This window comes from Streptomyces sp. NPDC049915 (genome assembly GCF_040656475.1).
In the GTDB taxonomy this organism is placed as follows: Bacteria; Actinomycetota; Actinomycetes; order Streptomycetales; family Streptomycetaceae; genus Streptomyces.
Genome location: NZ_JBFAMH010000006.1, coordinates 370,933 through 384,068, shown reverse-complemented (window position 1 = coordinate 384,068; position 13,136 = coordinate 370,933). Strand labels below are relative to the sequence as shown.

The 13,136-nt window shown below is 69.5% G+C and carries 10 protein-coding genes and 5 pseudogenes; 6 read left to right on the top strand and 9 right to left on the bottom strand.

Translation table 11 applies throughout. The features are described 5' to 3' along the window. Positions 1-1,051: 1,051 nt before the first annotated feature. Positions 1,052-1,486 carry an arsenate reductase ArsC gene (locus AB0J12_RS13985; protein ID WP_363264505.1) on the bottom strand — a complete coding sequence of 145 codons (435 nt, stop codon included), beginning with the start codon at positions 1,484-1,486 and terminating at the stop codon, positions 1,052-1,054. Positions 1,487-1,577: 91 nt separating this feature from the next. Here AB0J12_RS13985 and AB0J12_RS13980 point away from each other — a divergent pair, with 91 nt between their 5' ends. The 3 genes and pseudogenes from AB0J12_RS13980 (at position 1,578) to AB0J12_RS13970 (ending at position 4,055) form a co-directional block, all read left to right on the top strand. Then, complete coding sequence (locus AB0J12_RS13980) at positions 1,578-1,886, top strand: metalloregulator ArsR/SmtB family transcription factor (RefSeq protein ID WP_363264504.1); 309 nt, start codon at positions 1,578-1,580, stop codon at positions 1,884-1,886. Further along, positions 1,883-3,001, top strand: coding sequence for an ACR3 family arsenite efflux transporter (gene arsB / locus AB0J12_RS13975; RefSeq protein WP_363264503.1), 1,119 nt, complete (start codon positions 1,883-1,885; stop codon positions 2,999-3,001). The genes AB0J12_RS13980 and arsB overlap by 4 nt, the downstream gene beginning before the upstream one ends. Further along, a pseudogene (locus tag AB0J12_RS13970) lies at positions 2,998-4,055 on the top strand (ArsO family NAD(P)H-dependent flavin-containing monooxygenase). The gene arsB and the pseudogene AB0J12_RS13970 overlap by 4 nt, the downstream one beginning before the upstream one ends. 3 nt (positions 4,056-4,058) lie before the next feature. On the opposite strand, the gene AB0J12_RS13965 reads toward AB0J12_RS13970, so the two are convergent. The 3 genes and pseudogenes from AB0J12_RS13965 to AB0J12_RS13955 form a co-directional block, all read right to left on the bottom strand. Further along, positions 4,059-4,553, bottom strand: coding sequence for an N-acetyltransferase family protein (locus AB0J12_RS13965; RefSeq protein ID WP_363264502.1), 495 nt, complete (start codon positions 4,551-4,553; stop codon positions 4,059-4,061). Between the two features lie 40 nt (positions 4,554-4,593). Continuing rightward, positions 4,594-4,968, bottom strand: coding sequence for a metalloregulator ArsR/SmtB family transcription factor (locus AB0J12_RS13960; RefSeq protein WP_363264501.1), 375 nt, complete (start codon positions 4,966-4,968; stop codon positions 4,594-4,596). Between the two features lie 167 nt (positions 4,969-5,135). Further along, a pseudogene (locus AB0J12_RS13955) lies at positions 5,136-5,414 on the bottom strand (FAD-dependent oxidoreductase); the annotation flags it as partial. Positions 5,415-5,524: 110 nt separating this feature from the next. On the opposite strand from AB0J12_RS13955, the pseudogene AB0J12_RS13950 reads away from it, so the two are divergent. Further along, positions 5,525-6,920 (top strand): annotated as a pseudogene (locus AB0J12_RS13950) (NAD(P)-binding domain-containing protein). Between the two features lie 363 nt (positions 6,921-7,283). On the opposite strand, the gene AB0J12_RS13945 reads toward AB0J12_RS13950, so the two are convergent. Next, on the bottom strand, positions 7,284-8,024 hold the full coding sequence (locus AB0J12_RS13945) for an alpha/beta fold hydrolase (RefSeq protein ID WP_363264500.1): 741 nt from the start codon (positions 8,022-8,024) through the stop codon (positions 7,284-7,286). Positions 8,025-8,109: 85 nt separating this feature from the next. Between AB0J12_RS13945 and AB0J12_RS13940 the strand changes: the two are divergent. Next, positions 8,110-8,208: pseudogene (locus AB0J12_RS13940) on the top strand (IS5/IS1182 family transposase); the annotation flags it as partial. A 20-nt stretch (positions 8,209-8,228) separates the two neighbouring features. Here the strand turns inward: AB0J12_RS13940 and AB0J12_RS13935 are convergent. Then, positions 8,229-9,431 carry an IS110 family transposase gene (locus AB0J12_RS13935; protein WP_363264499.1) on the bottom strand — a complete coding sequence of 401 codons (1,203 nt, stop codon included), beginning with the start codon at positions 9,429-9,431 and terminating at the stop codon, positions 8,229-8,231. Positions 9,432-9,665: 234 nt separating this feature from the next. Between AB0J12_RS13935 and AB0J12_RS13930 the strand changes: the two are divergent. Continuing rightward, positions 9,666-10,121, top strand: a pseudogene (locus tag AB0J12_RS13930) (IS5 family transposase); the annotation flags it as partial. Here AB0J12_RS13930 and AB0J12_RS13925 read toward each other — a convergent pair. The 3 genes from AB0J12_RS13925 to AB0J12_RS13915 all read right to left on the bottom strand — a co-directional run bounded on the left by AB0J12_RS13925 (position 10,111) and on the right by AB0J12_RS13915 (position 11,344). Continuing rightward, the gene (locus AB0J12_RS13925; protein WP_363264584.1) at positions 10,111-10,425 is read right to left on the bottom strand and encodes an ankyrin repeat domain-containing protein; all 315 of its coding nucleotides are present in this window, start codon (positions 10,423-10,425) and stop codon (positions 10,111-10,113) included. The pseudogene AB0J12_RS13930 and the gene AB0J12_RS13925 overlap by 11 nt on opposite strands. Next, entirely contained in the window at positions 10,397-10,669 is a 273-nt protein-coding gene (locus tag AB0J12_RS13920) for a hypothetical protein (RefSeq protein WP_363264498.1), read from the bottom strand. The genes AB0J12_RS13925 and AB0J12_RS13920 overlap by 29 nt, the downstream gene beginning before the upstream one ends. A gap of 90 nt (positions 10,670-10,759) precedes the next feature. Then, positions 10,760-11,344 carry a TerD family protein gene (locus AB0J12_RS13915; protein WP_363264497.1) on the bottom strand — a complete coding sequence of 195 codons (585 nt, stop codon included), beginning with the start codon at positions 11,342-11,344 and terminating at the stop codon, positions 10,760-10,762. Between the last annotated feature and the right edge of the window lie 1,792 nt (positions 11,345-13,136).

The following is a 13,136-nucleotide window of genomic DNA, read 5'->3' as shown; positions in this document are numbered from 1 at the left end:
AGACGATCGCGCCGGGAGTGAGACAGCGTCAATACACTCGACACAATTCATTGCAGAAAATTGCAGCAAGATATTGCTGCCGCTCGCGCGGTTGCGCCACCGCGGCCGACACACCCGTCGCCCGCAAAGCGGGATGGCATGGGGGGAAGTGGACAAGTCCAAGGCGACTTGCCCGTGGAGGCGGGCGGTAACGAGCGCAGCGAGCGACTCGGCCGGCACACGCTCCCGGACCGGGGCGACGTACCCCGAGACCGCAAGGGGCGCCGCCGGGGCGTTGGTCTGACAACCCAGACCTCACGGACTCGGTGACACAGCGCGAATCGCGCCCTGCGGCCGGCAGGTCCGCGGTAGCCGGGGCCAACCACTCCGGCGGAAGAGCGCGATCGCAGCACCGCGACGTCGCCCAGCGGACACGTGCATCAGACCAACGGCCGTCCCGATCGGTTGAGGCACCCCGAAGAAGTCCGCCCGCAGTCCCCGGAACGGGAGATGCGAACGGGCACTGTTAGGGGCGTCGATGACGGCCGCCGGCTTCGGCCCGGTGCCCGGGATCGTCTCCTAACGGGCAGTCAGGGCCCGTACGGTCACCGCTCGATCTGACAACCCAGACCTCACGGACTCGGTGACACAGCGCGAATCGCGTCCTGCGGCCGGAGGACCTCGCCGTAACCGGGGGCAACTCCGCAGATGGAAGGGACGTCGCCCTCCCTCATGTCGTTGGACCGGCCGTGTCGATCGCCGCCATGGCCGAAGCTTGGAGCGGGACGCCCGCCTCCTCCTCGCCGATCACCTGCCCGCTTGCAAGTGCGCCCTCGCCGAGCGCGGGCACGTCCGCAACGGTCACGTCCAGGCGCGGAGCTGGGACCAGGCACGTACACAAGGCTGCGGTAGTCGTACGTCAGCAGGCCCTGGGGCGAGGGCTCTGCTCGCGTAGGCGCCAGTTCAGTCCTGGCAACCCCGACCCGACGCCTTCTTGGCCCCGGTGACTTTCAGGGCCGGGCCGAGCGGGCGGCGGGACCGGAGCCGATGATGACGACGTCGCGTATCTCGCTCACGCCGTCGCCTCCGGCTTCGCCGGGGCGATCTCGGCGATCAGGCCCTCGACGAGGGTCTTGATCTCGTCGCGGATCGGGCGCACGGCCTCGACGCCCTGCCCGGCCGGGTCCTCGAGTTTCCAGTCGAGGTAGCGCTTGCCGGGGAAGACGGGGCAGGTGTCGCCACATCCCATCGTGATGCAGACGTCGGACTCTTTCACCGCGTCCACAGTGAGGATCTTCGGGGTCTCGGCGGAGATGTCGATACCGACCTCGGCCATGGCCTGGACGGCGGCGGGGTTGACCTGGTCGCCCGGGTCGGAGCCGGCGGAGCGGACCTCGACGCGGTCCCCGGCCAGGCGGGTGAGCCAGGCGGCGGCCATCTGGGAGCGGCCGGCGTTGTGGACGCAGACGAACAGGACGGACGGCTTCTCGCCAGGGGTCTCGGGCATCGGTGCTCTCTCGTCTCGCAATGGCAGCGGGTCACCCCACGCCATCAGCATCCGCTGACATCGGCGAACGGTGATGTGACAATATCAGCGCATGCTGACTTCAGTCGATCCTGATGTGATCCGGGCGTTGGGTGATCCGCTGCGCCTGCAGATCGTGACCCTGCTCGCGCGCGAGACGCTGTGCACCACGCACCTGGTGGAGGAGACCGGGGCCAAGCAGACCAACCTGTCCAACCACATGAAGGTGCTGCGCGAGGCCGGGATTGTGGAGACCGAGCCGTGCGGGCGCTTCACCTACTACAGGCTCAAGCCCGAGGTCCTGGCGGGGCTCTCCGAGCAGTTCGCCGAACTCGCCGCCGCCGCCCGCACCGCCGCCGAGAACAAGAGGGCCTGCCCGTGACCTCCACCGAGCCCACCACCGCCCCTGCTCAGGGCGCCGGCCCGGCCGGGGACGACTCGATCGTCAAGAAACTCTCCACCCTCGACCGCTACCTCGCGGTGTGGATTTTGCTCGCCATGGCCGTCGGTCTCGGCCTGGGCCGGATCATTCCGGGCATGAACGACGCGCTCGCCGAGATCGAGATCGGAGGGATCTCCCTGCCGATCGCACTCGGCCTGCTGGTCATGATGTACCCGGTCCTGGCCAAGGTCCGCTACGACAAGCTCGACCGCGTGACCGGCGACAAGAAGCTGATGGTCTCCTCGCTGGTCATCAACTGGGTCGTCGGCCCCGCGGTGATGTTCGCCCTCGCCTGGATCTTCCTGCCGGACCTGCCCGAGTACCGCACCGGCCTGATCATCGTCGGGCTCGCCCGCTGCATCGCCATGGTCATCATCTGGAACGACCTCGCATGCGGCGACCGCGAGGCCGCCGCCGTCCTGGTCGCCCTGAACTCGGTATTCCAGGTCCTCGCGTTCGGCCTGCTGGGCTGGTTCTACCTCGACTTGCTGCCGCGCTGGATGAACCTCGGCGACGGCCAGGGCCTGAACGTGTCCGTCTGGCACATCGCGCTGAACGTCGTCATCTTCCTCGGCATCCCGCTGCTGGCCGGCTTCCTGACCCGTCGCATCGGCGAGCAGAAGCTGGGCCGTACCGACTACGAGGCGAAGTTCCTGCCGAAGATCGGCCCATGGGCCCTGTACGGGCTGCTGTTCACGATCGTCATCCTCTTCGCCCTGCAGGGAAAGACCATCACCTCGCAACCGCTGGACGTCGCCCGGATCGCCCTGCCGCTGCTGGCGTACTTCGCGCTCATGTTCTTCGGCACCTTCCTCCTCGGCAAGGGCCTGGGCCTGGCCTACGACCGCACCGCGACGCTGGCGTTCACTGCAGCGGGCAACAACTTCGAGCTTGCCATCGCGGTCGCCATCGCCACCTTCGGTGTCACCTCCAGTCAGGCGCTGTCCGGCGTCGTCGGCCCGCTCATCGAAGTCCCTGTGCTGATCGGCCTGGTCTACGTCGCGCTCACCTGGCGACGGAAGTTCGCCGCCGACGCGATGACGACCGCCCCGTGACACAGCACGTAGATGTGGTGGTGGTCGGCGGCGGCCAGGCAGGACTCGCCGCCGGCTACCACCTGCGCCGCCAGGGCCTCGAATTCGTGATCCTGGACGCCGACGCGGCGCCGGGCGGGTCCTGGCAGCACACGTGGGACTCCCTGCACCTGTCCTCCCCGGCCCAGCACTCCTCGCTACCCGGCCGCCTCATGCCCGCCCAGGCAGGCGAAACGTACCCGGGCGCCGGGCACGCGGTGGACTACCTCACCGAGTACGAGAAGCCTACGACCTGCCCGTCCAGCACGGCACCCGCGTAGGAGCCGTACGCCGCGACGCAGACCGGCTCCTGGTCGAAGCCGACTCCGGCACCTGTCGGGCCCGCGCGGTCATCAGCGCCACCGGCAACTGGTCGCGGCCCTTCCTCCCCGCCGTCCCCGGCCGATCCGTCTTCACCGGCCGGCAGCTCCACACGGTGAACTACCGCTCGCCGGCCGACTTCACCGGCCGGCGGGTCATCGTGGTCGTCGGCGGGAACTCCGGCGCCCAGATCGCCGCCGACCTCGCCCTGGACGGCCACGTCGATGTCAGGTGGGTGACCCAGCGCCCGCCCCGCTTCCTCCCCGACGACATCGACGGCCGCGCCCTGTTCGACGTCGCCACCGCCCGCCGCCGCGCCCTCGAAGCAGGCCGCACCGACACCGGCGGTGTCGCCTCGCTCGGCGACATCGTGGCCGTGCCGGCCGTCCGGGCCGCCCGCGACGCCGGACTCCTGACCGCGAAGCCGATGTTCTCGCAGCTGACTGCCGGCACTGTCCAGTGGGCTGACGGCAGCAACACCACAGTGGACGCGGTGATCTGGTGCACGGGCTTCCGCCCGGCGCTGGCCCATCTCGCCCCGCTGAACCTGCGCGGTCCACGCGGGCACGTCCCCACCAGCGGCACCCGCGCGCTCGGCGAGCCGCGGCCGCATCTGCTCGGTTACGGAGACTGGACCGGCCCGGCCTCCGCCACTCTCATCGGAGTCGGCCGCCCCGCCCGCGACGCCGCCCACGAGATCGCCCTGCTGAGCTGACGGCTACACGATGACAGGGCTGCGACGCTCGACGAGGACTACGTCGCGCCAGACGCCATGCTGGCGCCCGATCCGCTCCCGGGTGCCGATGACACGAAAGCCGGCCCGCTGGTGAACGGCAAGGCTGGCGATGTTCTCAGGGAAGATTCCCGACTGGATGGTCCAGATCCCGGCCTGCTCGGTGGAGTCGATCAGCGCCTTGAGCAGGGCGGAGGCGACGCCGCGGCCGCGGGCGGCCGAGTGGACGTAGACGGAGTGCTCGACCACACCCGCGTACGCGCAACGGTCGGAGACCCTGCTCGCGGCGACCCAGCCCAGCACCGCTCCGCCCTCGTCGAGCGCGGCGAAGCGGTGCTCGGGCAGCTTCGCGGCGTCGAACGCCTCCCAGGTCGGGGCGACCGTCTCGAAGGTGGCGTTGCCCTCGTCGATGCCCGCCTGGTAGATCGCCAGCACCTGCTCGGCGTGCTCCGCAGTCAGCGGCACAACCACCGTGCTCAACGCCCCGCCTGCCACGGCTCTCCTCCTGTCCCGTCGCTCGTCAGGCCGCGGTGGGCAGCGTCAGCAGCTTGCCCATGGCGGCAAGGACCGACGGCTCGACCCGGTAGTAGACCCAGGTGCCGCGCCGCTCGGAGCTGAGCAGCCCGGCCTCCTTCAACTTCTTCAGATGGTGGGACACCGTGGGCTGAGAGACCCCGACGTCGGAGATGTCGCACACGCACGCCTCGCCGCTCTCGTGCGAGGCCACGGCGGAGAACAGCCGCAACCGGACCGGGTCACCAAGCGCCTTGAACATCCGCGCCGCGGTCTCGGCCTCCTCGGCGGTCATCGGGCGCTCGGTCAGCGGCGGGCAGCACGGCGCCACACCCTGAACGTCGGCGGGTTCGAGCAGCGGCAGCACCTTTGCATTCGACATGCGTCTATGTTGACACACGTCGAACCAGTGCGGGGAGGGTCGTCGTCACCGGTGCGCGAGATGGGCGACCAGGCATCGCGCGACGCGGTCCGCGTCCCGACCCACGCCGCGCAGCGACTTCGACGACAGACTGCGCTGCCACTCCAGCCCGACGAGCGCCGGCCCCCGGCATAGGCGGTGAGGTAGGCGACGACCTCGTCGCGGCGCGGGCAGCGGTCGCGGTCCTCGCCGGGGAACGGCATCCCGGGCAGGGAGCTGCACCGGGCGGGCGAGAACAGCCTGAGGCTGTCGTAGTAACGCGCGCTGTCGTAGTAACGCGGCCCCGATCCAGCCGTACGGTCGGACGCCTTCAGCGCCACCGGCCGCAGCCCGCGACACAGCAAGGTGTAGGCAGTCGCAAGTCCGAACTGGCCGCCGCCGATGACGGCGACGTCGATGCGCTCCATCAGGAAGCCTTCCGATTTCGATGAACGTCTATGTTGACGCTCATCAATACAGGTGCCATGTTGGGCCGCGCAAGCCATCGACAGATGTCGAAACACGCCAAGGAGTCTTCGTGAACGCGCCCGCCACCACCGAGCTGCCTGTCGTCGTGATCGGGGCCGGCCCCGCCGGTCTTGCCGCCGCCGCCCACCTGGTCGGCCAAGGCATCGAGCCCCTGGTCCTGGAGGCCGGGGTCACCGCCGGTGCGGCGGTGCGCGAGTGGGCGCACGTGCGCCTGTTCTCCACCTGGGGCGAGGTCGTCGACCCGGCCGCCGAAAAGCTCCTCGCCCCTACCGGCTGGACACGCCCCGACCCGGCCACCTACCCCTCCGGCGACGACTGGGCCGACCTCTACCTGCAGCCGCTCGCCGACGTCCTCGGCGACCGCGTCCGCACCGGCGCCACCGTCACCGGTGTTTCCCGGGCCGGCCGCGATCGGATCGTGGACGCCGACCGCGAGCAGCAGCCGTTCGTCGTTCACGTCGCCCGCGCCGACGGCCGTGAGGAGCGCCTCCTCGCCCGCGCGGTCATCGACGCCTCCGGCACCTGGGCCACGCCCAGCCCCGCCGGCGGCAGCGGACTGCCCGCGCTCGGCGAGAAGGCTGCTGCGGACCGGATCACCTACCGCGTCCCGGACCTGAAGGCCCCCACCGTCCGGGCCCGGTACGCAGGCAAGCGCACCGCTGTCATCGGCTCCGGCGCCTCCGCGTTCACCGCCCTCGCCGACCTCGCCAAGTCCGACGACGGCGCGGGAACGAAGGGCGTATGGATCCTGCGCCGCGGCATCTCCGGCTCCACCTTCGGAGGCGGCGAAGCCGACCAGTTGCCCGCCCGCGGCGCCCTCGGCCTCGCGGCAAAGGCCGCCGTCGACGAGGGACACGCGGACGCGGTCACCGGCTTTCGCACCGAGGCGATCGAGCGCGACGCCCACGGCCGCCTGGTCCTGATCGGCGAGGACGGTCGCCGCCTGGACGCGGTCGACGAGGTGATCGTGCTGACCGGCTTCCGCCCCGACCTGTCCTTCCTCGAAGAGCTGCGTCTGGGCCTCGACGAGCGCCTCCAGGCGCCCGTCTCCCTGGCCCCGCTGATCGACCCCAACCAGCACTCCTGCGGCACCGTCTACCCGCACGGCCACCGCGAGCTCTCGCACCCCGAACAGGGCGTGTACCTGGTCGGGATGAAGTCCTACGGCCGCGCCCCGACGTTCCTCGCCATGACCGGCTACGAACAGGTCCGCTCCGTCGCCGCGGCGATCGCCGGCGACCTGGAGTCCGCCGACCGCGTGGAACTCACCCTCCCCGAGACCGGAGTCTGCGGCGGCGCCGGCCTGTTCGACGCCCCCCGACGCCCAGGAAGCCGACGGCGGCGGCTGCTGCGCGCCTGCGCCGCAGCTCATCCGGCTCGGCACCCCCACCACGGCCGGGACGGCTGCCGAGCAGAACCCGGCAGGCGGCTGCTGCGGCTCGTGACCTACCTGGCCAGCCCTGCACGCGGGGCCGCGACCGGAACAGGGGACCGGTCGCGGCCCCGCGCCGCCCTGCCCGCACTCCGCCGCACGGCGTACTCGAAGTCACGGTGTCCCAGCGCGTCCAGCTGCGCCAGGCCGTACCCAGCGCCCGGCTGCACAGCTGCTGCCACTGGGCTTGCTGCGCCCTGTGCTGCACCAGACGACGCCAGCGAGGATCGCCAGGCGTCCTCACCAGCCGCCATCTGCAGCGAACCGGAACAGCTTGGCGGTGCGCGTTCCCCGGTGCCGGTCGGCTCCGAGGTGCGTGTCCTTTCGACGGCACCGCCGACACGGCGCCCTGCCGCCGTGTCGGCTTCGTCCCGCCCTAGGCGTTCTCCAGCAGGCTCTCGCCCTCGCCGGCGGCGGCCCGCACCAGTACGTCGGCAAGGTCGGTCGGCGCCGAGAGCATCGGCCAATGGCCGGTGGCCATCTCGAAGAAGGTCACCCCGGGCTCGGCGAGCTTCGCGAAACGGGGATCACCGGTGGCATACAGAGAACGGACCAGCTCCAGGCTCAGGCCACCCGCCAGGCAGAAGACGCCGGTGGTCGGTACCTTCAGCCACGCGCCGGTCAGCGTGACCGGGTCGGTGACGGTGCGGGCGGGATGCGGCGTGGCCAGACGCCGGTACCGTGCCTGCTCGGCCTCCGGCACACCATGCGCCGCGTCGATCGCCTCGGGCACCGGCAGGACGTCACCGGTGACGATCTCCAGCAGGTGCGGCATCTGGGTGACCACCGACTCACCGGACTCGGGCGCACCGGTGTCCACGAACACCATCCGTGCAACCTTGTCGGGCCGCCGGTCGAGCGCAGCGACCGCGGGGAAGGCGGCGTAACTGTGCGCCACCAGGACCACCTCCTGCTCCTGTGCAGCGAGCAGCTCGGTCACCGCGTCCGCGTGTTCGGCGAGGCCGACACCCGCGGGGTCCTCGCCGGCCCGGTCTCCCAGGCCGGGAAGCGTCGCCGCGATCGACCGGTGCCCCCGCGCGGACAGCTCGGCGGCCACGGCGTCCCACGCCCAACCACCCATCCACAGACCGGGAACCAGCAGGAACGTCGTCATCATCGACTCCTCAACTCGGCTGTACTACCGGCGTGGAACGTACGTTCTCCCCCAAGGGGAGATTCAACTCCCGTCAGAGGCAGGCGAGGCCAAGCTGCACCGCCTCGTCCTCGACGAACTCGGCTCCCGCGGCGACCTCGACTGGTCCCGGTGCGCGATCGACTCGGTCAACATGCGAGCCCTGAAAAGGTGCCCCTATGGTCTTCGTCAAGCGGTGGCCGGAGTAGGTGGCTGGTAAAAAGTGCCGTCTCGGAGCATCGCGAAGAGGACGTCGATGCGGCGTCGGGCCAGGCAGACGATGGCTGCGACGTGGTGTTTCCCCTCGCGTCGTTTCCTGTCGTAGTAGGCACGTGAGTCCGGCTGGGACAGTGAGGCGAACGCGGCGAGGTAGAAGGCCCGCTTGAGCTGTTTGTTGCCGCGCCGGGAGGGCTGTTCGCCGCGGATGGAGGAGCCGGATCTGCGCGTGGCGGGTGCCAGGCCGGCGTAGGCGGCCAGGTGCCCTGCGGTGGCGAAGCCGCTGCCGTCACCGACGTCGATAAGGATCCGGGCTGCGGTCCTGACCCCAATGCCGGGCATCGAGGTCAGGACCTGCGAAAGAGGGTGTGCCTCCAGCAGCTCCTCGATCCTTGCGGCAAGGACTTTGCGCTGGTCAAGTACCGCGGCGAGCGAGGCAGCCAGACTCGGGACGATCAGTGCGGAGGCCTCGGTGCCCGGAACGACGACAGTCTGTTCGTCGAGTGCGTCGAAGATGTCCGCAACGAGCCGTTCTGCCATGCGTGGCGCCTTGGGCCGCAGCAGGGTCACCAGCCGTCGCCTGCCGGCTTTTCGTAACTGGGCTGGTGAGCCGTGTCGTTCGAGAAGGACCAGCACTGCCGGGTGGTCCAGTCGAGGGCCCAGGACCCGCTCGAGCGAGGGATGGATCTGGGTCAGCAGTCCGCGCAGACGGTTCTTGATGCGGGTGACCTCGCCGGCCAGGTCGTCGTCGAAGCCCACGAGCATGTTCAGCTCGGCGACGGTTTCGTCGTCCGGGGCCAGGTCGCGGAGGGTGTGGGGCATGGTGCGGGCGGCATCGGCGATGATCGCCGCATCGCGGGCATCGGTCTTCGACTCGCCCGGGTAGAGGTCGGCGATGCGCCGCATCGTCAGCCCTGGCAGATAGGCAACCCGGCAGCCCGTATCGCGGGCCACTGCCAGTGAGAGAGCACCCATCGAGGCTGGCTGGTCCACCACGACCAGCACGTTGCCGTGCTTGGCTTGCAGCTTCTCGAACAGTTCCCGCAGCCGCGATTCACTATTTGGCATCGGCTTGTCGAACACCTTCTTGCCCGCCGGAGTCAGCGCGGTGCCGTGATGTTCGCCCTTGCCGACGTCCAGACCGAGGTAGACGTCGATCTCACCGTCGTGGTTCATGCCCCTCCCCAGCAGCCTCTTCCCGGTCTCGCGCGCGGCATCAGCGTGCCGGCATCCACGTTACGAAGGCCTGCTCATCCATGGTGCGGATGTGAGCGGTCATGCCCCTGATCAGCGGTCTGCCAATGCCTCCCAGCCCGGTGACACCACCTTTTCGATCATGTCGACGAGGGGACCAAGTCATACCGGGCCCGGAGACCGGAGCCCCAATAGCGGGGCCACGGAAAAGGTAACGGGGACCTGACGGGTCCGAAACCTGCCGACAGGGGCCAATACTGCTCGAAAATCCACCTGATCACCGACCGGAACGGTCTGCCCCTGTCTGTCGGAATCTCCGCGGCCAACGTCCACGGCAGCCAGACCCTGGTCCCGCTCGTGCAGGGCATCCCGCCGGTCCGTTCCCGCCGCGGACCTCGAGCACGCAGACCGGCAAAGCTGCACGCCGACAAGGGATACGACTACGCCCACCTGCGGCGATGATCATCGGCACGTGGCATCCGGCATCGGATCGCCCGCAAGGGAAGGGACAGCTCTCAGCGGCTGGGCCGTCACCATTGGGTCGTTGAACGGACTGTCTCCTGGCTGGCCGGGTGCCGCCTTCATCGCCGCTACGAAGGGCGAGGCGAACACTTCCTCGTCTTCACCAGCATCGCCTGCACGCTCATCTGCCTGCGCCGCCTCACCCGCTGATGTGCCGTTGCAACAACCTGACTGCCACGTCATGGCCGTGGTGAAGGGCCAGGTCCATGGGCCTTTGCCCGTCACGCCCCGGCAGTTGCGGGTCAGCACCGAAGGCCAGGAGCACAGCGGTGGTATGCACAGTCAGCGGGCCGCCGCTGTGCAAGGCGCCATCGCCTTCGGCGTCAATGGCATGCGTCAAGAGGGTCATGTTGCCGCATACCTCATCGGGGTCTGCTCCCTTGGCCAGCAGCTGGGCCAGGGTCTCTGAGGATCGTTCGCAGGCCTCAGAGTCCCGCGAGGCGCTCCGGCCCAGTGGACCAGAGCGCCTCGCGGCTTTCACGGCCCGACGCACCCCATCGCAGCGCCCGGCCGAGGAAGTCCTTCGCCCGCGTCCCCGGATGCCTGACGACCTTGGCCAGCCGCTCCAGCGGGCGCTCCACCCCTCCGCCCCCGAGCCAGCAACCACGCTGGAACGCCTCGGCCATCGCAGCGAGGTTCAGCTCGCTCATCGGCGTCGTCCGACCGCCTCTGCGCAGCCCGTCCTCGGTCAACTCCATGGTCCGCGCCAGTGGATTCCATGACCGCTCGCCATAGAGCGTCTCGCTCACTACAACCTGCACCACAGGTACCCGGGCCCTTGGGCCGCCTTACTTGCTGATGGCGAAGCGCATCAGGGCGTGTTCGTCGCCTTGCTTGATCTTCCCGGTCTGGTTGATCACTTCGAGTTTCCAGGTCCCGCCGTGGCGCACCGCCTTGGCCACGGCACAGCCGTTGTCCTGGGTGAGGAGGCTGGGCCAGATGTCCGCGACCTGCTGGGAGTGGCCGCCGGTCGCGTCGTAGACCTTGAAGCTGATGTTGCGCGCCTTCTGGAAGGAGCTGCCCTTCTTGAATGCGGCCGCGACGAACACGACTGACGTGATGTGGGGCGGTATCCGGGCAAACTCGACGGTCACCGTCTCGTCGTCGCCGTCCCCGTGTCCGGTCTGGTTGTCGCCACTGTGCACCAACGAGCCGTTTCCCATGGGGTCGAGCGAGTCGAGACCAGCCAGGCGCACCGGGTCACCGCCCTGCATGGCGACGGCGATCAGGTCAAGGTCCGTGCCCTGCTTGCGGCGCAGCGCGCCCAGCACTCCGCCGCTGCTGCCGGCCGTGGCGTCCCAGGACACCCCGATGGACAGATGGGTCACCCCGTCGAGGTCTGCCGGGCCGTCTTCTTTGGTGAGCGTGATCATGTATCGGCCATCCCTTTCAAAGCACAACTACAACATGCAGAGTGTGCCCGGGCCCTCGGCGGTTCCAAGAGACCGGCCCTCCTGGGCAGCGTCTTGTCGACGACGTGACGAGCCAGATGCGTGTGCCGGCCAGGGCGATGGCGGCAAGGTAGCGGTCGGGCTGTTTCTCGTAGCGGTGGTGATACCGCGCCACAGTTTGAGGCGGTGGAAGCAGCGTTCGACGACGTTGCAGCCGGCGGTAGACGGCTCTGTCGAAGCCGCAGGGGCGCTCGCTCCTGAAACTCCGGAAGTGCGGACCCCGACCCCGCCGCCACAGCTGCCCGGTACCGCTCATCCACCAGGCGAATGAACACACGGTCACGGCGGTCACCCGCCTCCCCGGTGCCGCGCCATCCGAGCCCTTCGCGTTCCCACTGGCCGCGTGCGATCTCACCGCAGAAACGCCCGTCGAGTTTCACCGCGAGCATCGCGAGGGCGGCCGATGCTGGGTGATCGCCTCACTGGCCGTCCTGCCCGCCCATCTCGTCTCCCCGGAGCGGACATGATCGACCACGTCGGACACTTCACGGCAGCGGCCCGTGAGAAGGGTAGGCGACCGGTCCAGAACTGCTCTGACCGACGCAGGAGGCGGCTTCTCCCCACAAAAACTCGTAGCGCATCACGCGAGCGCCTGCGCTGACCCCGCCGCCCGCGGCCTGTTTCCGGTGGGGGCCGTGGCACTTGCCGCCCTGCCTGTACCGCACACGGCTGGCAGTGGGGCATTCAATCTGCCTACCTGCCCGAGACACTGATGAGTGCCCGTAGCCGACAGGCTTCCCACATCCCAGCAGGCGCCCTGCAGCGCGAAGGAACCCGGCGAGACCGGTGTGTCACCGGGCTTGCGGGGCCGGGCGGGCTGGACGGACGAAGCGGGTGTAGAGGATCTGCTCCGCGTCGTCGACGACGTCCCCGATCAGGGTGAAGGCGCTGGTGGCGAATCACTTCCGTGCCCGTAGCCGGTCTTGCGGCCTATCGTGCCCGGCGAACGGGGCGGGACCCAGGAACCCTGCTCGCCTAGGCTGACGAACTGAGCTGCTGGGAGTGGCGAGCGAGAGGGACAGAGGCACAGCATGAGTCGCGTGGTGCGAGGTTTCTGGGGGCCTCGTGAGGAGCTGCCGAGGCATTGGCGGATCGCTGGAAGCGGACGCTGGACCGACTGGCGTCCCTGCTGCCGGCGCTCGCACCCGAGTCGGGCGAGGGGTGGACCTGGCAGCGGATCCACGCGTCCGGGCCGACCACCGCTCTGCGTGCCGACGCCGGGTCGATCCTCGCGGAGCTGCGGTCGGTCCAGGCCGACGGCTGGTCCGATCGCACGGGCTACCGGCTTTCGCCCTACTGTCTTCTCTCCCACGTCGCCGTGCTGCCGCGTCTTCCCCTCAGAGGGAGACATCCGGCTCGCGGATGCGTCGGCCGGCATCCGGCTCTGCACCGGTCACACCGTCTCGTGGAAGGCCTGGGCGCGGTATCCCCATATGGCAAGCCTGGCCGCTCAGCCTCGGGGCGCGGTCTACCCGGAAGGGCGTTCAAGCGCACGCCCACTTCGCGCCCTCCAGACCGGCGGCACGGTTCCCGGGCCACGCATCGGCAGAGGCTCGGGCAACACGCTGACGTCGATGGCTTCCTGTGGCCGGGGCGTGGATCAACGGGGCCGCCACCACACGAGTTCCGGCCAGGGAATCCGGAGGGGCACGGGTCGGACCATCCATGCGACCGAAAATCTGCCCGACTGCGGTTCTGCTGTGCGGACTTGTGG

Bases quoted from the DNA above. Each gene is read 5' to 3' on its own strand.
- AB0J12_RS13935 (WP_363264499.1), bottom strand. From the start codon at position 9,431: ATGAACCACGACGGTGAGATCGACGTCTACCTCGGTCTGGACGTCGGC.
- AB0J12_RS13915 (WP_363264497.1), bottom strand. From the start codon at position 11,344: ATGATCACGCTCACCAAAGAAGACGGCCCGGCAGACCTCGACGGGGTG.
- AB0J12_RS13920 (WP_363264498.1), bottom strand. From the start codon at position 10,669: ATGGAGTTGACCGAGGACGGGCTGCGCAGAGGCGGTCGGACGACGCCG.
- AB0J12_RS13980 (WP_363264504.1), top strand. From the start codon at position 1,578: ATGCTGACTTCAGTCGATCCTGATGTGATCCGGGCGTTGGGTGATCCG.
- AB0J12_RS13985 (WP_363264505.1), bottom strand. From the start codon at position 1,486: ATGCCCGAGACCCCTGGCGAGAAGCCGTCCGTCCTGTTCGTCTGCGTC.
- AB0J12_RS13945 (WP_363264500.1), bottom strand. From the start codon at position 8,024: ATGATGACGACGTTCCTGCTGGTTCCCGGTCTGTGGATGGGTGGTTGG.
- AB0J12_RS13960 (WP_363264501.1), bottom strand. From the start codon at position 4,968: ATGTCGAATGCAAAGGTGCTGCCGCTGCTCGAACCCGCCGACGTTCAG.